This is a genomic window from Lachnoclostridium sp. An138 (genome assembly GCF_002160765.1).
In the GTDB taxonomy this organism is placed as follows: domain Bacteria; phylum Bacillota; class Clostridia; order Lachnospirales; family Lachnospiraceae; genus Laedolimicola; species Laedolimicola faecalis.
The window spans coordinates 19384-37086 of record NZ_NFLF01000028.1 but is presented as its reverse complement, the minus strand read 5'-3'; the positions used below and the strand labels follow the sequence as shown (position 1 = coordinate 37086).

The following is a 17703-nucleotide window of genomic DNA, read 5'->3' as shown; positions in this document are numbered from 1 at the left end:
CTGGAAAAGCGTTTTCAGACTGAACATAAGCATGTCCCGGTCCCTGTGAAAAGGAATGATGATCGATTGCTTTTTCATGAAATACCTCCTCTCAAAACACAGGATAATTAGGTATTATCTATAACACGTAAAATTCCTTAATAATATGAAAGGAGATTAAAATGTCACTGCAAAACAGCAAGATTTTAATTGAGAGTATCGATGTACGAGGAACAGTAAATAGGGAGCGTTATTAATAAATGTAAAAAGAATTTTGAACTGCTGGGCCGAAAGGCTCAGCTTTTTATTTTAAGTAAGAGAAGAGAGCCATAGACACTTTTCGAATACGTCTGAAAAATAAAAGGAGGAATATTTATGTGTAAGAAGTTAAGGGGGTGATATGGTTGAAGATAATGCGTTACGAAAGGAGGTGATAAAACCAAAAAACTTATAAGAGCTTCAAATAATTTCTTTAAGGAGGTGTGACATGAATGTAAGGGAATTCATAAAAAAATATCCTGAAAACGACTTTGATATGATGACACCTGGCGGCTTTGTGTATCTGACAGCAGAGCAGGCAAAAGAGCTCCTTGCAGGAGGGAATGTAAAAGCTGATCCGTGTGATCCGGCATATGCGATAGAGCTGGATGCCAGTCTGCTGCTGTCAGAACGTGTGCTAACGGCGAAATGGAAAGGGAGGCTGTGCCACATGATGACTGATTATATGCAGGAGTCAGAAGAACACAAAGAAGTAGAGGGTATGGAAGACCACGACAGGGAAAAGAGGTTGATAATCAAACTGAAAGCTGGATATGAAACCTATATAGAAGGGATGATGAGAAAGCCTGTATCAGAGGTGATTGAAATGGCACCTGAGATATCTGCAGCAAAATTAATATATGAAGAAATGAGCGTAGAAGGAGCTTTTACAGAATACGCAGCAAAGTTGCTACAGATGGAGAATCCATTTGAAACCCTTCGTAACAGATGGCTTTCAGAACAAGGAGGTGATCATCACGAAGAATTGGACCATCTTTTGTGGAGAATGTCAGAGCAGGATCCAACATGTAATTCAGTTCTAAATTCAGAGGGGATAGAGACTTCACCAGCTGTAAAGCAGGAGGTAGCGATGTGTTAAGGCGTTCAAGAAGCAAATTTGGAGAACGGCGTGGAGAAGGGTATGTGGATGTCATTGTGCTGGTATTATGTGCCATGTTCGTTCTTGCCCTGGTAATGCGGGTACTGCCTGTATTCATTCAGAAACAGCAGCTTGATACCTTTGCGACAGAGCTGGTTCGGGAGGCGGAAGTTTCTGGCCGGGTAGGCTCAGAAACCAGTCGGCGCGCAGCTATTCTCTCGGAGCAGACGGGGCTTCAGCCGGATATCGAATGGTCCAAAAGTGGAAGGATACAGCTCAACGATGAGATTACCGTGACATTGACTTTGGAAACTAATATCGGTCTGTTTGGAGATTTTGCGTCCTTTCCAATCACACTGCAGGCACAGGCAGGTGGAAAATCAGAGGTGTATTGGAAATGAGGCGGATATGAAGGATAGAATCAGAAGACTTTTGAAAGATAATCACGCAGTTTCTTTCCCTATGACCATAGGAATTGTGCTGGCCCTTTTGATTCTGCTGTGCGGAATCAGTGAATATTTCCGCCTGCAGATTATTGTGGCAGGTGTGCAGGATGCGGTAGAGGATGCCATTATCTCTACAGTCAATGACAATTATGCAGGCGTTTATCATGGAGTGCGGGAAGGTTATGCAGGAGCATATCAGCCTTTTGGAGAAGGAAGCTGGGAAGAAACACTGGATACAGGGGATATTTATGGGTATCTGGACGAAACACTTGGAACAGTTCTGTCCGGCGGCCGGCACATAAAATATGGAGACAGTAGCAATACCGCCATGGAGTTTGCGATTGACAGTCTGGAAGTAACCATACGAAACGCACCGTTGGCTCCGTCAGATCCTGAAAACGCACAACGTTTTGAAGCAGATGCTCTGGTGCGGCTGGAAGTGCCGGTACGGTTTGGCGGCAGGCTGCTGCCGTCCATGCATATCACACTAAAAGTACAGGCCGGATACACACAGGCGTTTTAGGGATAGGTATATCAGAAAAAGCTGGACTTGTGAAAAAAGGCGTAGTATGGTGTGAGGTAGGAGAACAGGAAGAAAAGGGGGAAGAATTTTATGAAACTGACAGAAAAGAAAAAGAAATATCTGGCGGTCTGCGGTGGCGTTATTATTTGCGTCTGTCTTATTATAGCGATTGCTTTCCAGTTCAAAACAGAATCTCCGGATGAAGTAGATGAGTCTGTCGAGGATACAGTGACGGAAATCATCGTAGATCCCGGAGAAAACCAGCCAGAAGAAAACGGAGAATCTGAGCTGGTTGTGAATCCGGAGAATGATAAAACAGAAGCGGATGATACAGCACCTGCGGTGGACAGCCCCCCCGCCCAGACAGATGAAGACGACCAGAGTATTCAGCCGGACGTGGAAAAGCCGGAAGCACCAAGCGAAGAAGCATTAACAGATCCAAATGTTCAGCCGGATGGGACACCGGTGGAGGAGGCTCCTGAAGCGGGCAGCGATGAGTCACAGACTGAAACTGGTACATCAGAGCCGCAGGCAGGAGATACGGAAGGCGGCCAGATCTATATTCCTGGTTTTGGCTGGGTGGATAATCAGGGCGGTGGAAGCTTCGGTACATCGGCAGGCGATATGTACGAGAACGGCAATAAAATAGGAAGCATGGATTAGCAGAGATTCACCATGGGTAGAGAAGCATCGCGGAGACGCGGTGTTTTTCTTTTGCCGAGGAATAGGGAAGGAGGTTTTTTTGATATACAGAATCCATAGAATCTGCATGTTGCTGGCGCTGGTTATCTTCTGTTCTCTGATGTTCGCACATCCTGCTTATGCGGTTGGGGAAGGAAATATCGACAGTGGCGGCGGGGGCATGGGGCAGGGAAGCAGTGAAAACGTATGGTCCCCAGGAAATGATGGTGTGCGCGTGACGGTAATCCGCGCATCAGACCGTTCGCCAGTTACCCGGCCGATTGACATTACAAATAAGCAGCCGGATGTCGTGTATTCATTCGGCAAGGTCAGCAAGGTATCTTACACGGGAGGCAGGACTCTGACACCAGATACCGGAGTGTATGGATATGTAAATCCAGCGCAGGCCCTGCCGAAAATCGTCAGCTCTGAAAGTCTTGGAGCATCGAATATCGAAGAAATCAAAAGTTACTTCACCGATGAACAGGTGGTAAGAAGTATTGCCGGACTTACCGGAATGCCATTTGATTCTCTGATAAGCGGGGAGTATCGTCTGCTGATTGAGCCGATAGCTTATTACCGGTTTCAGGGAGTAATGATTGCCACGACAGCCACAGAAGCTGCATTGTACGATGAGGTTTTAAGCGGCGGTCTTCGGTCCAGAATGGTATCTCTGTCGCACAAAAATCTGCCGCTTTCCATGTTTCTTGAAACTCCAGATCTCGGTTATCCAGCTTGGAGTGGCAGCCGGACGTCAGCAGCGACAAACACAGAGATTAAATCCAGCCTGGGACTTGGCATCGTGCGTTTTCAGGACGCCTTGCCGCAGGAGCCGGAAATCAGTGCGTTTGATTATGAGTACCGCACAAACACAGAAGTGATTACGGCAGTGAACGTCAAAGGCGGCCAGAGCGATCCGGATAATCCAGTCTCTGTTATTTTTCACATAGGAGACAGAAGCTATACGGTAAGCAATGTCTATTATCCGGAAGGGGACAGCCAGCTTGCATGGATACGCTGGACGACGCCGGAAGAACCGCAGGCTATGACAATTACAGTAGAAGCTCATGGGGGAGGCACTGTAAGCCAGGGTACTATTCGGGTGAATATTGTCGATATGAATGAGAATCCGCCTCCTGATCCCAATGCGGATGACCGGAATGACAGCTTCAGCCGGGCACCACTCCCGGTCAATGAAGAAAGGACGTCTGCATCCTGGAGTGTGTGGAGGCCATGGTGGCAGGAACATTGGGTTTGGCATGGCGGAAGCGAAGAAGGAACTGGTAGATGGGAGGATGAAGGATGGTGGGAGTTTGAACTGAACAGCTATTCCGCGGACCTTACCGCATCCATGACAGTTACGCCGGATGAAAAAGCTCCGACTGCCAACGGGGGGATTCTGAAATCCGGATATGGACTTCAAGAACGGGTGGAAACACATGTGAGTACTACGCAGAACTCGGCGGTGACTCCAGCGCAGAATGCGGTTTCCTATTTTCCAGAGTTCAGGTACGAAAGATACTGGAGACTGTTGGAGCGAATGGATACCGGGTATGACATGGCGCATGAATTTCAGATTAATGGCTACAGCACCTATAACCGGAGGACACATTTCACACCGATCTGGTACCCGGATGGAAGCTATACGGTCTACACTCGGCTTCTGGACTGTTGGACGCCAGTCGGGATGTTGTCGATGAATATGACGGATTCATTGATGATTGATGGAAATCTGTGGAGTGACTGGCATATTGCGCCGCAGAATCCAGACTCGTAACACATAGGAACTTGTTATCAAAATGAAGTGGAGGTGAAGCGAAATAAAACTGAATGCCGTATTTATAAACAATCAAAAGGAAGTAAGCACAACAGCTTGTGAAATTTCAAAAGCCATTGAACTGCCGGAGAAGGAATATCTGAGTTTTTTCAAAGATCCTTGGGTCCCTCATTCGTTCCTGGAGGAATATCAAGAAGATATGACTGTCAAAGATGGTGTTTGGCAGTGCATTCTGGTATTGGGGATTGGACAGCAGGACGGGGTTCTCGTAAATACGGACACAGCCAATATGTTGGTATATACGTCATATCTTCCTCGTGCCAGACAGATCTATTTGCTGGAACAGTATCCCGCATTGTTAGCCTTTAATGAAACTATGGGAAGTCTTACCGAGAACTATGTGCAGAAAGCGCTGGAAGGACAGCAGAATGGATTGTACAGGATTTTGACATATGAAATGCTGGATGTGTTGGAAACTGAGCCATTAAAAATGAAGCTGATACTTGAAATGTTGAGGAGCCGGCCGGAATTTTCGTATGTGGAATACATGGACGATGAACTGTTTATAAAATTGAACCAGAGATATGTTCAAGAGGATACAGAGCTCTCTACACTTGAACAAAGCGAGGCAGATATCAAGTGTGCAAGGCATAGTAAAAAGCATACAGAGGTAAGCTATCCAATACAGGAAAGGATGAAAAGAGACATGTCAAATGATTATGGTGCAGAGAAAAATCGGGAAGAAGAATATGTTTCACTTCCGTGTGATAAAAAAGCCTATGTTTATTATAACTCAGTGCGCCTGCAGGCTATGGAAAAGCACCTCGAAAAAAATGGAAGCTCCATATCAAAAGAACTCTACCAGATGCTTGGAGAGCTGTATCACAAGCTGCTTACACAGGACGAACAGGATTCGGTAGAGAAGAAAATTCGGGAGGGCCGCTCTGCCTGGAATCAGCTTAAGGATGGAAGCAGAGAATATACACTTATCAAAATTCGGGAAAGAGGACAGGAAAATTCTTTTGCTGATGATGTAGAAACTTTTTATAGTGTATCATGCCGCTGTTGTGAATATGCTCGAAGATATTCCAGTTGTCAGTTTGACCAGTTTGCAGAAGCGCTACATTGTGAATGTGTCTTAACACCAGGGGAATTTGAAGACCTGCATGATACACCCATGCCGCAGAACCTGTCAGCAATTCTGCAGTTTGATCTGGATGAGGGCATCGTTCAGGTAAGGGAGCGGGGAGATTGTTCGTGGCGCAGTTATAAGCTGGAAGATGTATTTGAGGCTGCGTTTTCCGTTGAATTTGTCAATCGAAGATATACGGAACCTGATGCCCGTCCAGCTTTATTTATACGGGAGTTAGCAGGAAAAGAGTTACCGTGTAAAGAAGCACTCTCTAATGGCTTAAATTTGAAACAATAAATAAGGGAAGGAAAATGGAGATGAAAAAAAGACAAATCAAAATCATAACGCTTTTTATGGCAGCTATTTTGGCTGTTGGCATGTTTTGTATCCCGGTATATGCAGCCGGGGATGTAGCCGGAGCGATAGAGGATACCTGGGATACGGCTTCCGAGCAGATCAAATTAGTTGTAAATAACGTTGTTTTTCCGGCCATTGATCTGATACTGGCGGTATTTTTCTTCGCAAAGCTTGGCACAGCTTACTTTGATTATCGGAAACATGGACAATTCGAGTGGGCTGCTCCCGCTATATTATTTGCCTGCCTGGTATTTACTCTGACAGCGCCCATGTATGTATGGCAGATTCTTGGGATATAGGCAATGGATACGGGAAAAACACCATGGTATCTGCATTTATCGCTGATGAATACAGAAAAAAGAAGAATCAGCGATATCAGATATCCATGTACTAAATTTGAAATGTTTGAAAGCCTGGCTTGCTGCTGGGTACCTTATGGCTCAGAAAGTTACTGCCATTTAGCAGAAAGCTTGGATGGGTATCAGGGAGACAGCCTGCAGAAAGCTCTCCGGTCAGCGATTGAAAACAAGGAGTATCCACCGTCTATGCAGGAACTGAATTATTTAGCAATGATTATTCAGCACCTTTCTGTCACAAAGCGCAGACGGCTTAAACAGACCATACTGCAGAGAATAGATTTTACAATAGCAGACGTGATAAAGACAGCAGCCTCTTTTTCTTCTCTTCGTTTTGAAGATTTTATCCAGAGGAAAGAAGGACGGGCAGTGCTGTGGAATGAAGACGATTCATTTTTTAAAGTCTATCTCGTTCATCAGGGTGCGGACTTGTATGGAGATAATGACGGAATCTGTCTGGACTGCCCGGCATCCAAAGAGATGTGCCAGAAAGCAGCAGAAGCATTGGGTGTCAAATCATGCAGAGAGCTATCTATTTCCAGGGTAGAAGGTGTGGTACAAAATGATAGCCTTACTTTAGAGGACATAAATCTCTGGGCAGATACATTAAAGAGATTTCATATTGGAGAAATGCTCGGAAAATACAAAGCCGTTTTGGAATATGAGAATTGTACAGATTTGCAGGAAGCAGTTAAACTGGCCGGACAGCTGGAAGCATATGAGTATACAGATGATCTGGGAGAAATGCTTGATCAGTATCATGAAAAAGCCTCCCTGATGGAGTTTGATGAACAGATGGAGACAGCCGATGAATTTCAGATAATAGCGACAAAATACGGTGTAGTCAGAAAGAGAAACTTTAGGCTGGAGCAGCAAAGCCAAAATGAAAGCAGGTTAGAAGAAAGTGCAGGAAGAATAAGGATGCAGTGATAAAAATGAACTGGAAGAATAAGAAAAGGGGGGTGCAGACAGAGGTTGTTTATCTGGGACTTTGTTGCAGATACTGTGCTGGGACAGATCATCGATTGGGTTTACGGTCAAATCGTAGGCTTTCTCGGTGATTTTTTTATGCAGATGGGAAACATGGGCGCCGAGCTTTTTGAGATGACCTGGGTGCAGTCAGTAGTGCTGCTTTTTTCTTATCTTGCCTGGGCGCTCTATATCACAGGGCTGGTGGTAGCGATATTCGAGTGTGGAATCGAATGCCAAAGTGGCCGGGGAAGCATAAAAGATACTGCTCTTAATGCTCTGAAGGGATTTCTGGCAGTAAGCCTGTTTACGACAGCTCCTGTGGAACTTTATAAACTCTGTGTATCACTTCAAGGGAGTTTTACAGCAGGAATAACTGGATTGGGAGAAAGCTTCGGGACAGTTGCATCGGAAATCATTTCATCCCTGCAGGATGCCGGGACCTGGCAGGATGCGGCTGCATCAGGCCCATTCGGAGGCTTGTCTGCCATTACAAGTCCTATTCTGATGATTTTTATTTTGATTATGATGGGATACGCAGTAATCAAGGTGTTTTTTGCAAACCTGAAGCGCGGCGGTATCCTGCTGATTCAGATCGCCGTAGGCAGCCTGTATATGTTCAGCGTGCCGCGTGGATATATTGATGGATTCATTGGATGGTGCAAACAGATTATAGGACTGTGCCTGACCACATTTCTTCAGGCAACCATATTAATTGCGGGGTTAATGGTATTAAAGGACAGAGCACTTTTGGGACTCGGTCTGATGCTGGCATCTGGAGAAATTCCCAGGATAGCGGGCCAGTTTGGCCTGGACACTGGTACAAGAGCTAATATCATGAGTGCAGTGTACGCCGCACAGAGTGCAGTGAATCTTACACGCACGGTTGTTCAGACTGTGGCAAAATAAGTGGAAACGGAGGGAACTATTGTAGAGAAACTTGTGTTTATTTCATCTCCTTACGCAGGGAATGTGGAAGCTAATACTGCTTTTGCAAAAGCAGCCTGTTTGTTTGCTGTAAAGCAGGGCGTGGTACCAATCGCAGTGCATTTGATGTATCCGCAGATTTTAGACGACCGGATACCAACAGAAAGAGAAAAAGGGCTTGATATGGGCCGGCGGGTATTGGAAGCCTGTGACGAGCTATGGATCTTTGGCGAAAGAATATCGGAAGGGATGTGGCAGGAATGGGAGGCAGCTGAAAAGTTGGGAATACCGGTTCGTATGGTCAGCAGCGATGAGGTGTCGGTTTTTCTGGAACAGGTAAGGAGGCAGACATATGAATGGAACGTCAGGCCGGCAGAGATGGAGATGAAAAGATGCTGACAATGGGTAGTTTGTTTGACGGCATTGGAGGATTTCCGCTTGCGGCTATTCATAACGGAATCACTCCAGTATGGGCGAGTGAAATCGAGCCTTTTCCGATTCGGGTAACCAGGCTTCACTTTCCAGATATGGAGCACGTCGGGGATATTACAAAACTGAATGGAGGCAGGCTGCCGCCGGTAGATATAATTTGCGGAGGCAGTCCGTGCCAGGATCTGTCTGTCGCAGGACAGCGGCGTGGCCTTGCAGGGGAACGCTCCGGTTTGTTTGTGGAACAGGTTCGGATTGTAAAGGAGATGAGGAATACAGATGCCAGACGAGTCATACCAGATTACCTTAGCAGACCTCGATACCTCGTTTGGGAGAATGTGCCGGGAGCCTTCAGCTCCGCAGGTGGGGAGGACTTCCGCGCGGTCATCGAGGAAATCGTCCGTATTAAGGACAGTACCTGTCATGTGCCTCGACCTGACTCCGGGCGCTGGGGACCTGCTGGGGCGGTCATACTGGGACGTGAATTCAGCCTGGCTTGGCGAGTCCTGGATGCTCAATACTGGGGAGTCCCCCAGCGCCGTCGTAGAATCTTCCTTGTCGCAGATTTTGGAGGACTCAGTGCCTGGCAAATATTATTTGACCAGGACCGCCTGTTTGGGAATATTACGGAGAGCGAAGGCCAGAGGAAAGAAATTGCCCAGCCAGCTTTTGTGTGCTCTGGAGCTGCAGGCAAGTCTGATGGAAACGAAGCAGAAAAGAGTAGAAAAATAACCTGTCTCTGCCTGAATGATCAGGGCGGTGAACGAATGGATGTGAGTGAAGATGTGACAGCAACTTTGCGTGCCAGCATGAATCAGCATCAGCCGCTGGTGTTTGAGAATCATCGTAAAGATTCGCGTTATACAGGTCCCCTGAATGTAGCACCAACCATGTCTGCAAGTTATGGAACGGGCGGAAATAATGTGCCTCTGGTGGCGGAAGCTCCGGAAAGCTATTGCATTGCGGGGAATATTATTGACCGTAAAGTACAAAATGGCGGGAATGGTCTGGGAGTAAACAGAGAGGCATCATATACACTGACCAGTACGGACCGTCATGCGGTGTTCAGTCGGCAAAGTTATGATGAACTGATACCGAATCAAGTTGCAAGTACTCAAAGTGCCAGACAATATAAAGATGCGACAGATTTGATTATGGATGTAGCTGGTCTTGACTGCCGGAATGGAATGGAAAACGGAAATATTTCAGGAACCTTACAATCAGGCTCCAGTGGGAGTTCACTGAATGCTATTCATCCGGTTCGTACTGGAAATCTAATTCGCAGGCTGACTCCTCTGGAGTGTGAACGGTTGCAGGGCTTTCCGGATCGGTGGACAGATATTCCTGGAGCTTCGGACAGTGCAAGATATAGGGCATTGGGTAACAGTGTGGCAATTCCCTGTGTAGATTTTGTTATGCGTGGCATTGCTTATTTTTTAAATAAGAATGCACGACATTAGGATACCGATACTGTAAATAGTGCTTTCTCTTTGAGAAATATCTTTGTTGGGGTTGGTCATGGCTGTTTCCTGGTATTCTCGATATACTTGGGGTGATAATAATGAAGAAAGGAGAGCGGGAAGAGAGTGTAGCATAAATAATATGGACACGCCGCCGGAAGTTTTATACTGCCGGCGGTTCCTTTTTTGCAAAAAAATAAGATAGAGGTGAACTATATTGTACATTTATCCAGATAATCTAAAAGCAAAGGCAACTCTATGGCTGTGGCAGCTGCGGGATATTGGCATTATTGGGATCTGCGCACTGGCATCCATCTTGTCACTTACACAAGCAGGATTTTTTCCACCTCTCGTTTTAACTGGAGTTTATGCTTTTCTGACGATTCGTTTTGAGGATACCAGCATTCTGGATTTTATACGATATGCATTTGCGTATCTTTTTGGAAGCCAGCAGTTCTATGAATGGAGACTTAAGTATGAACAGAAAGAAAAAAGATGAGAAAAAGGAGGCTGCAAAAAGAGCTTCCACCAGAGAATTTATTGGTGCAAAGGAGATCACAGACTATAGTCTTGTGACGTATGGGCAGGGAGAACTGGTATATTTTATCGTCCAACCGACAAATGTTGCTGTGCTGTCGGCAGAGAGTATCCGGGTAAGGATTTACGCGTTAATGACAGTTTTAAAAGGCGTGGCGGAAATAGAAATGCTGTGCCTTAACAGCCGGGAGAGCTTCGAGGATAATAAACAGTTTTTGCGATCCCGTATAAAAAAAGAGGAAAATCCAGCGGTCCGAAAGCTGCTGGAAAAAGATCTGAACTATCTGGACCGGATTCAGGTACAGATGGCTACGGCCCGTGAATTCCTGATTCTTATTCGCCTGCAGGGTGAAAAGGAAACCGAGGTGTTTCCGTACCTTTCCCGGATTGAGAAGTCATTAAAAGAGCAGGGCTTCTCTGTGAAACGGGCAGATAAGGAGGATATCAAACGGATTCTGGCGGTGTATTATGAGCAGAATGTGACTACAGAGAAGTTTGAAGACTATGATGGGGAACGCTGGATCATACCTGATGATTGACAAAGACGACATGAGAGGAGGTATTCACTTGAGAAAAGCACAAGCAATTCCAGCATCCAAAACGGTGAATGATGTGCAGATACAGGAATTTCTTGATATGATTGCACCATCCGTCATTAAATTTGAAACAGATTATTTCATCTGCGGCAATACATTTCGCTGTGTGTGGGCACTCAGAGAGTATCCAACCGCCACGGACGAACAGGCAATTTTGTCACATTTGGGAGAAAAAGATGGTGTGACACTCCGGATATATACCCGTCATGTAACGCCGGTAGAGGAGAAGAAAATCATCAGCAACGCAGCCAACAAGAACCGAATGGCTCGAAGTAATACCAGCGATCTTCAGCAGACAGTTTTGGCGGAAAGCAATTTGCAGGATGTAACGACGATTGTGGCCCAAATGCATCGCAACCGGGAGCCACTTCTTCATACGGCGGTATATCTGGAGCTGTATGCTCATGATATGGACCAGTTGAAACTCCTGCAGACAGAGGTACTGACAGAACTGATTCGAGCAAAGCTCAATGTAGATCGTCTGCTGCTCCGGCAGAAGCAGGGATTCCAGTGTGTAATGCCGACAGGGTGGAATGTCTTTCGGGATCAGTTTGAGCGGGTTCTGCCGGCAAGCAGCGTGGCGAATTTGTATCCATTCAACTACAGCGGAAAAACAGATCCCAATGGTTTTTATATTGGCAGAGATAAGTTCGGAAGCAATGTGCTGGTGGATTTCAACCGCCGGACAGATGATAAAACGAATGCCAATATCTTGATCCTGGGAAACAGCGGGCAGGGAAAGAGCTATCTTCTGAAGCTCATTCTGACCAATATGCGGGAAGCTGGCATGCAGGTAGTAGGGCTGGATGCAGAAATGGAATATGAGGATCTGGCGAATAATCTTGGGGGGTGTTACCTGGATCTGATGAGCGGTGAATATATTATCAACCCCTTGCAAGCGAAACTTTGGGATGAAACAGGAAGCCCGGAAGATCCGGATGCGCCGCAGACCTTCCGAATCCGTTCCAGGCTGTCACAGCATATCAGTTTTCTGAAGGACTTTTTCAGGTGCTACAAAGATTTTACAGACCGGGAAATTGATGTGATCGAGCTTATGCTGCAGAAATTATACGCTGGCTGGGACATCTCCGATGAAAGTGATTTTGATCGTATGTCTCCGGAGGACTATCCGATTCTCTCAGATTTGTACGCCCTCATGGAGCGGGAATACAAAGAATTTGACGAAAACCGAAGACAGCTTTATACGGCAGAAGCATTAAGAAAAATTCTCCTCGGACTTAACTCCATGTGCGTGGGGGCGGAAAGTAAGTTTTTTAATGGGTATACCAATATAACAAGTTCAGATTTTATCATGTTCGGAGTAAAGGAAATTTTGCAGGCCAGCCGGAATCTGAAAGATGCGATGTTATTCAATGTCCTTTCCTATATGAGTCACAAACTACTGACAGAAGGAAATACGGTAGCCAGTCTGGATGAGTTTTACTTATTCATTTCAAACCTGACAGCAGTAGAATATGTGCGAAATGCAATGAAACGCGATCGAAAGAAAGACTCAGCGGTGATCATCGCCAGTCAAAACCTGGAGGATTTCAATCTGGAGGGTATCCGAGAATATACCAAGCCTCTGTTTTCCATTCCGACACATCAATTTCTGTTTAATGCAGGTAGTATCTATTCAAAATTTTACACGGATACTTTGCAGCTGGAGGAGAGTGAATACAATCTAATTCGCTATCCCCAGAGAGGTGTATGTCTTTACAAATGCGGAAATGAGCGGTATAACTTGATGGTGCATGCGCCGGAATATAAGGAAAAACTTTTTGGAAAAGCTGGAGGACGGTAACTGATGGAGAAAGCAGACAGATAAAATGGAAGGGAGGAATGTCTATGGCGGCGCCAGCCGCTATAATAATTGTGAAAGCCTCACTTGCGGCGGCAACAGATAAGCGAGTAAGGACAGCGATTCTTTCTGTGGTTGCAGCAGTTTTGATGCCGTTTATTCTCATTATTGCTGTTATCCTATGTGCATTGTCAGGTGCAGCAAATCACAATACCGCCGCAGTACGTCAGACATTTCATGGCGGCTATGTCTCTGCCCAGATGCCGACAGAGTACCGAAACTATATCGAGCAAATGCAGAGTAGTTTCAGGGAATTGGATGGAATCATTTCTGAAATAAACAGTATGGCTGAGGGTGGGACAGTAGACGCGTATCGCGTGAAAGCTATCTTCTATTCTCTGTTTTTCGGCGCGGCTCAGGCGGGGGCGGGAAGCTATCACACTTTTGTAGACTGTTTTGTAGATTACGAAGAACGAGAAGACGATGAGGGTAATCTTTATACCGTGGCCATACCGATTTCAAACTTGGAAACAGTTTATGCAAACCTGTCTGCCACACTGGGGCGGGAAATCACACTGGAGAATGAGTCGAATGCCCAGAGGATTTATACACTGGCGCAGTCAGGAGAAAACGGGCTTGTTGCGGGAGAAGCATTGGGAGACGGGAGTCTCGCGGCGTTGATTACTGAGGCTGAAAAGTATATCGGCATGCCGTATGTATGGGGAGGCAGTACCCCGGCAACCGGATTTGACTGCAGTGGTTATGTCTGTTGGGTATATTCGCAGGCAAGGGTGGCTTATCTGCCCAGGACTACAGCACAGGGGATATTCAATCGCTGTGCAGTAATTTCCAGAGACGAAGCGCAGCCGGGAGATTTGATATTTTTTTCCGGGACCTATGCTTCCGGAAGCACAGTGACACATCTCGGAATTTATGTAGGGAACGGGCAGATGCTCCATGCCGGGAATCCGATTGGGTACGCAGATATAGATTCTCCATACTGGTCCAGACACTATTATGCCTGTGGCAGATTATCCGTTTGACAGGAGGACAGATGTACACAACGTTTGATAGAAAGCCGCAATTTCATCTGCGGAATTTTGTAATAGAGAAGACTATTTGGATTCCGAAAGAAGAATTTGCTTCAATGCTGGGAAATCCAATGGAAGATAAGGACTTTATTGCGGATAATAAAGACTTGATGTATCCGGATTTTTACGGTATTTATCATTGCCTTTTGGTCATGGCAGAAGGTAGAACAGATGGAATTTTGATAGAGAGCGATGGATATGATTATGCAAGATACGCGTCATATGTGCCGGACGCAACGGCACTTTCCTATCCTTCTCTATATGCGATGAACCGGAAGCTGGCCGATATGGTGGATTTTATAGTAAATGAAAGATTCCGAAATATCACGGACGAATCCAGGCGTTTGAGCTTTGAAGAACTGGAGAGTCAGATTGGAATACCTGTAAGTGGAAATACATTCTTACAAGATATGCTTGGGAAAATGCTTGAGGAACGGCCGGAAGTTTTAGTCATGGAAATGGATGCAGAAGGCCTGACGGTGAGATATCAACTGGAGTTTAGAACCGTACCAACATTAGCAGATGTAATGAAACTGAATGAATACTCTGACATCTATTTAATGCATCCGAAAGATGTAGGCTTTATTCCGGTTAGTCGGGTTTGGAATCTGGATGTCGGGAAAAAGGAACTGGAGAGATGGGGTGATATCTTTAACGCAAAAGTAAAATCCATTCAGAGGAAAGGTTATGGCATTGAAATTGAGCTGGAGAATATATCAGCAGAAAGGTTGCAAAAATTTGATTGTTATTTGATGGTATGCGAAGTAAAAAAATCGCTGTTGATACAGGAAATGGATATGTAAAAGGAGGCGGAAATTATTGAAAAATGCGACGTTAACAGTGACATTTAATGCTGAGAAACTGGATGCTTTGGTTTTCCACATGGGAAAGAAAGAGGCTGATCTGCAGGAAGAACTGAATGACACAATGCATCGGCTTTACGAAAAATACGTGCCACAGGCTACCCGCGAGTATATTGACGATAAAGTGGCGCGTGACGGGGGCGGAAAGGAGGCATCTCGAAGGTCAGCGCGGTCTTCGGCACACAGAGTAAGAACTCTCAGAAGCGAAGATGCACAGGCTGAGAAAGCAGAAGATCACCTTATGCCCGTGTGAGGCCCTGTGTGCCGCTGTGTCGGCTTTTGTTGATGGGAGTGGAACTCGTGTACCCCTCTGGCAGTTTTCTGAAACGTTGGGCGCGTGTGAAGGACGGCTGGGTATAGGCTCCATATATGCATTATGCTTCCCAAAATATAGAAGCAGAGTAAGGTCGAAAAGTGTGCAGGTTAAAGGGCAGGTGGCTTGGAAAGCCACCTAGCCCGATTCACACCGCCCGGCAAAGCCGTGCGGGAATTTCTGCCGGCACCCGGAAAATCCGGTTTTGGAAAAGCGAGTGGCTCATGCCGCCGGACAAACGGAGTCAACAGGAATCTTTCGATTTTTGAAGGTGGCTTTTTAATAATCAGGTAGAAGGGAGGGAGATATGAGCGGAAATGCGGATAAGAGCAAGTTTTCTGTTCGGATAGACACAGAGCTGGTCACATTGGCAGATGCATATGTGAAAGACGGTACTGTGCAAAGCAGGACAGAATTGATTGAGGATGCTCTGCGGTTTTATCTGGGATTTCTTACATCGCAAAAAGCAGAGGACTATTTGTTGCAGGCAATTTCCTCGGTGATGCTTGGAACCGTACAGGACAGCGAAAATCGTCTGGCCCGAATGGACTTTAAGATAGCAGTGGAGCTTGCGAAACTGTCGCAGGTGATTGCGTATTCTCATGATATTGATGAGGTGGCATTAAAAAAATTGCATGCCAAATGTGTGGAAGAGGTCAAACGGATTAACGGTACCATTGATTTCGAGAGTGCATACAGGTATCAGAAAAGAGAAAGCTGAGAATACGGAATTTTTTTGATTGTTGTTATGGACTGTCTATATAAAATTCGTTTATTCTAGATTAAAAAGGAGAGAGAAGTATGGATAAAAAGGAAATATATCAAATGGTTCTTCAAGAAATGACAGAGCATGCACTGGTGCAGCGCAGGGAGCGATTCAACGAGGAAGAACAGAATAACTATCAGGAACTGCTTGAGCTGTCCAAGAAAAAGCAGGAGATAATGGCCAAACTATCTCCTGAAGACCGTCAGGTACTGGATGACTATATTACAAAAACTCATTTGGCAGCGCAGGATGAGTGTGAATACCTGTATGTGCAGGGGGCAAAGGATTGCGTAGAGTTACTCAAAGGTCTGGGAGTGCTGTAGAATATACGGGGAAGTAATGAAGAAATTGTGACATTTGGATATGGACTTCGGGGTGCGATTCCGGTATTGTGTTCCGAATACTTTTACAAGTGAGATATAAAGGAAGAAGTAAAACTGTTAATAGAACTGGAAATATTGTAGAAGGTGTTGAACAGTGAAATGAAAGAATGCGGCAGAAGCTCTAATTTATGCTGCATTCTTTTTTATTAAACAGCGGAGATGATGCAGATGAAAGTGGGGTTAATAGATGTAGATGGACATCACTTTCCTAATATTCCTTTGATGAAATTATCAGCATGGCATAAGGCACATGGAGATATGGTAGAATGGTATGAACCTTTGTTTTCTGGACACCTGGATAGGGTGTATATGAGTAAAGTTTTTTCCTTCACTGAGGATTATCCATATCATATTCGGGCAGATGAAGTAATAAAAGGTGGAACAGGATACTGTATCGAGACTATAAATGGAATGGAGCGATACCAGAAAGACAAGGATATTAAGCTGCCTGATGAGATCGAGCATACTTATCCGGACTATACTTTGTATCCGAAATTATGTACTGATACTGCTTATGGTTTTCTGACCAGAGGATGTCCGAGAAACTGCTTGTTCTGTCATGTGGCAGCAAAGGAGGGAGCATACGCTGTAAAAGTTTCAGAGCTGTCAGAGTTCTGGAATGGACAGAAAAGGATAGTTTTGTGTGATCCGAACCTGATTGCTTGTAAAGATTGGCAATCTCTAATACAGCAGCTGATTGACAGTAAAGCCAAAGTAAATATCAATCAGGGGGTAGATATCCGGTTGATGACAGCGGAAAAAGCGAAAATGATAAAACGGATGAAGATTGACAGTATCCATTTTGCTTGGGATCGCTACGAAGACAAGGATGTGGTACTACCAAAATTCAGAATGTTCAAGGAGATTACCGGATGGGGACCTCAGAAAACCAGTGTTTTTGTGCTAACCAATTTTGATACGACTATCGATCAGGATTTGGAGAGGATCTATACACTGAGAGATATGGGATATAATCCGTATGTAATGATCTATAATAAAGGATCGACAAATAAAAATGATGTCGTCAGACAAATGCAACGATGGGTGAATAACAGAAGAATATTTCATACAGTGAAAAGGTTTGAGGAGTATCAGGTATAGATTAATCAGGCACCTCTAGTATCATCAATGCTCATATATTTTCTAACAAGCAGCTGATATCAGCAGCTTATTTTGTGT

General features: G+C 45.3%; 20 protein-coding genes. All 20 read left to right on the top strand.

Annotated elements, in window-relative coordinates:
- The first annotated feature begins 466 nt into the window (after window positions 1-466).
- Entirely contained in the window at window positions 467-1117 is a 651-nt protein-coding gene (locus B5E82_RS16275; protein ID WP_087308580.1) for a hypothetical protein, read from the top strand.
- Entirely contained in the window at window positions 1111-1518 is a 408-nt protein-coding gene (locus B5E82_RS16270; RefSeq protein ID WP_242966353.1) for a DUF4320 family protein, read from the top strand. The genes B5E82_RS16275 and B5E82_RS16270 overlap by 7 nt, the downstream gene beginning before the upstream one ends.
- Before the next feature lie 7 nt (window positions 1519-1525).
- Window positions 1526-2086: a hypothetical protein gene (locus tag B5E82_RS16265; RefSeq protein ID WP_164488699.1), complete on the top strand. Its 561-nt coding sequence runs from the start codon at window positions 1526-1528 to the stop codon at window positions 2084-2086.
- 90 nt (window positions 2087-2176) lie between these two features.
- On the top strand, window positions 2177-2749 hold the full coding sequence (locus tag B5E82_RS16260) for a DUF6550 family protein (RefSeq protein ID WP_087308579.1): 573 nt from the start codon (window positions 2177-2179) through the stop codon (window positions 2747-2749).
- A gap of 106 nt (window positions 2750-2855) precedes the next feature.
- Window positions 2856-4544 carry a hypothetical protein gene (locus tag B5E82_RS16255; protein WP_087308578.1) on the top strand — a complete coding sequence of 563 codons (1689 nt, stop codon included), beginning with the start codon at window positions 2856-2858 and terminating at the stop codon, window positions 4542-4544.
- A 199-nt stretch (window positions 4545-4743) separates the two neighbouring features.
- Entirely contained in the window at window positions 4744-5973 is a 1230-nt protein-coding gene (locus B5E82_RS16250) for a hypothetical protein (RefSeq protein ID WP_087308577.1), read from the top strand.
- Window positions 5974-5987: 14 nt separating this feature from the next.
- A complete protein-coding gene (locus B5E82_RS16245) occupies window positions 5988-6332 on the top strand; it encodes a DUF3852 domain-containing protein (RefSeq protein ID WP_087308576.1) in 345 nt (114 codons plus the stop codon).
- A gap of 3 nt (window positions 6333-6335) precedes the next feature.
- Window positions 6336-7319, top strand: coding sequence for a hypothetical protein (locus tag B5E82_RS16240; RefSeq protein WP_140393170.1), 984 nt, complete (start codon window positions 6336-6338; stop codon window positions 7317-7319).
- 45 nt (window positions 7320-7364) lie between these two features.
- On the top strand, window positions 7365-8267 hold the full coding sequence (locus tag B5E82_RS16235) for a conjugal transfer protein TrbL family protein (protein WP_087308574.1): 903 nt from the start codon (window positions 7365-7367) through the stop codon (window positions 8265-8267).
- Window positions 8268-8684, top strand: coding sequence for a DUF7768 domain-containing protein (locus B5E82_RS16230; protein WP_330398407.1), 417 nt, complete (start codon window positions 8268-8270; stop codon window positions 8682-8684).
- Window positions 8685-8686: 2 nt separating this feature from the next.
- Window positions 8687-10174, top strand: coding sequence for a DNA cytosine methyltransferase (gene dcm / locus B5E82_RS16225; RefSeq protein ID WP_334293293.1), 1488 nt, complete (start codon window positions 8687-8689; stop codon window positions 10172-10174).
- A gap of 217 nt (window positions 10175-10391) precedes the next feature.
- The gene (locus tag B5E82_RS16220; RefSeq protein WP_087308573.1) at window positions 10392-10673 is read left to right on the top strand and encodes a hypothetical protein; all 282 of its coding nucleotides are present in this window, start codon (window positions 10392-10394) and stop codon (window positions 10671-10673) included.
- A complete protein-coding gene (locus tag B5E82_RS16215) occupies window positions 10651-11250 on the top strand; it encodes a hypothetical protein (RefSeq protein ID WP_087308572.1) in 600 nt (199 codons plus the stop codon). The genes B5E82_RS16220 and B5E82_RS16215 overlap by 23 nt, the downstream gene beginning before the upstream one ends.
- 10 nt (window positions 11251-11260) lie before the next feature.
- Entirely contained in the window at window positions 11261-13111 is a 1851-nt protein-coding gene (locus B5E82_RS16210; RefSeq protein ID WP_242966354.1) for a VirB4 family type IV secretion system protein, read from the top strand.
- A gap of 38 nt (window positions 13112-13149) precedes the next feature.
- Entirely contained in the window at window positions 13150-14151 is a 1002-nt protein-coding gene (locus B5E82_RS16205; RefSeq protein WP_330398402.1) for an NlpC/P60 family protein, read from the top strand.
- Between the two features lie 11 nt (window positions 14152-14162).
- A complete protein-coding gene (locus B5E82_RS16200) occupies window positions 14163-15002 on the top strand; it encodes a DUF6329 domain-containing protein (RefSeq protein ID WP_087308570.1) in 840 nt (279 codons plus the stop codon).
- Between the two features lie 16 nt (window positions 15003-15018).
- Entirely contained in the window at window positions 15019-15315 is a 297-nt protein-coding gene (locus B5E82_RS16195; protein ID WP_087308569.1) for a DUF6103 family protein, read from the top strand.
- A 367-nt stretch (window positions 15316-15682) separates the two neighbouring features.
- Window positions 15683-16096: a ribbon-helix-helix domain-containing protein gene (locus tag B5E82_RS16190; protein ID WP_087308568.1), complete on the top strand. Its 414-nt coding sequence runs from the start codon at window positions 15683-15685 to the stop codon at window positions 16094-16096.
- 80 nt (window positions 16097-16176) lie between these two features.
- Window positions 16177-16464, top strand: coding sequence for a hypothetical protein (locus B5E82_RS16185; protein ID WP_087308567.1), 288 nt, complete (start codon window positions 16177-16179; stop codon window positions 16462-16464).
- Between the two features lie 228 nt (window positions 16465-16692).
- Window positions 16693-17625, top strand: a complete 933-nt coding sequence (locus B5E82_RS16180) for a hypothetical protein (protein WP_087308566.1) — start codon at window positions 16693-16695, stop codon at window positions 17623-17625.
- Window positions 17626-17703: the final 78 nt, after the last annotated feature.

Bases quoted from the DNA above. Each gene is read 5' to 3' on its own strand.
- B5E82_RS16275 (WP_087308580.1), top strand. From the start codon at position 467: ATGAATGTAAGGGAATTCATAAAAAAATATCCTGAAAACGACTTTGAT.
- B5E82_RS16265 (WP_164488699.1), top strand. From the start codon at position 1,526: ATGAAGGATAGAATCAGAAGACTTTTGAAAGATAATCACGCAGTTTCT.
- B5E82_RS16260 (WP_087308579.1), top strand. From the start codon at position 2,177: ATGAAACTGACAGAAAAGAAAAAGAAATATCTGGCGGTCTGCGGTGGC.
- B5E82_RS16255 (WP_087308578.1), top strand. From the start codon at position 2,856: ATGTTGCTGGCGCTGGTTATCTTCTGTTCTCTGATGTTCGCACATCCT.
- B5E82_RS16250 (WP_087308577.1), top strand. From the start codon at position 4,744: ATGACTGTCAAAGATGGTGTTTGGCAGTGCATTCTGGTATTGGGGATT.
- B5E82_RS16245 (WP_087308576.1), top strand. From the start codon at position 5,988: ATGGAGATGAAAAAAAGACAAATCAAAATCATAACGCTTTTTATGGCA.
- B5E82_RS16240 (WP_140393170.1), top strand. From the start codon at position 6,336: ATGGATACGGGAAAAACACCATGGTATCTGCATTTATCGCTGATGAAT.
- dcm (WP_334293293.1), top strand. From the start codon at position 8,687: ATGGGTAGTTTGTTTGACGGCATTGGAGGATTTCCGCTTGCGGCTATT.
- B5E82_RS16215 (WP_087308572.1), top strand. From the start codon at position 10,651: ATGAACAGAAAGAAAAAAGATGAGAAAAAGGAGGCTGCAAAAAGAGCT.
- B5E82_RS16210 (WP_242966354.1), top strand. From the start codon at position 11,261: ATGAGAGGAGGTATTCACTTGAGAAAAGCACAAGCAATTCCAGCATCC.
- B5E82_RS16205 (WP_330398402.1), top strand. From the start codon at position 13,150: ATGTCTATGGCGGCGCCAGCCGCTATAATAATTGTGAAAGCCTCACTT.
- B5E82_RS16200 (WP_087308570.1), top strand. From the start codon at position 14,163: ATGTACACAACGTTTGATAGAAAGCCGCAATTTCATCTGCGGAATTTT.
- B5E82_RS16190 (WP_087308568.1), top strand. From the start codon at position 15,683: ATGAGCGGAAATGCGGATAAGAGCAAGTTTTCTGTTCGGATAGACACA.
- B5E82_RS16185 (WP_087308567.1), top strand. From the start codon at position 16,177: ATGGATAAAAAGGAAATATATCAAATGGTTCTTCAAGAAATGACAGAG.
- B5E82_RS16180 (WP_087308566.1), top strand. From the start codon at position 16,693: ATGAAAGTGGGGTTAATAGATGTAGATGGACATCACTTTCCTAATATT.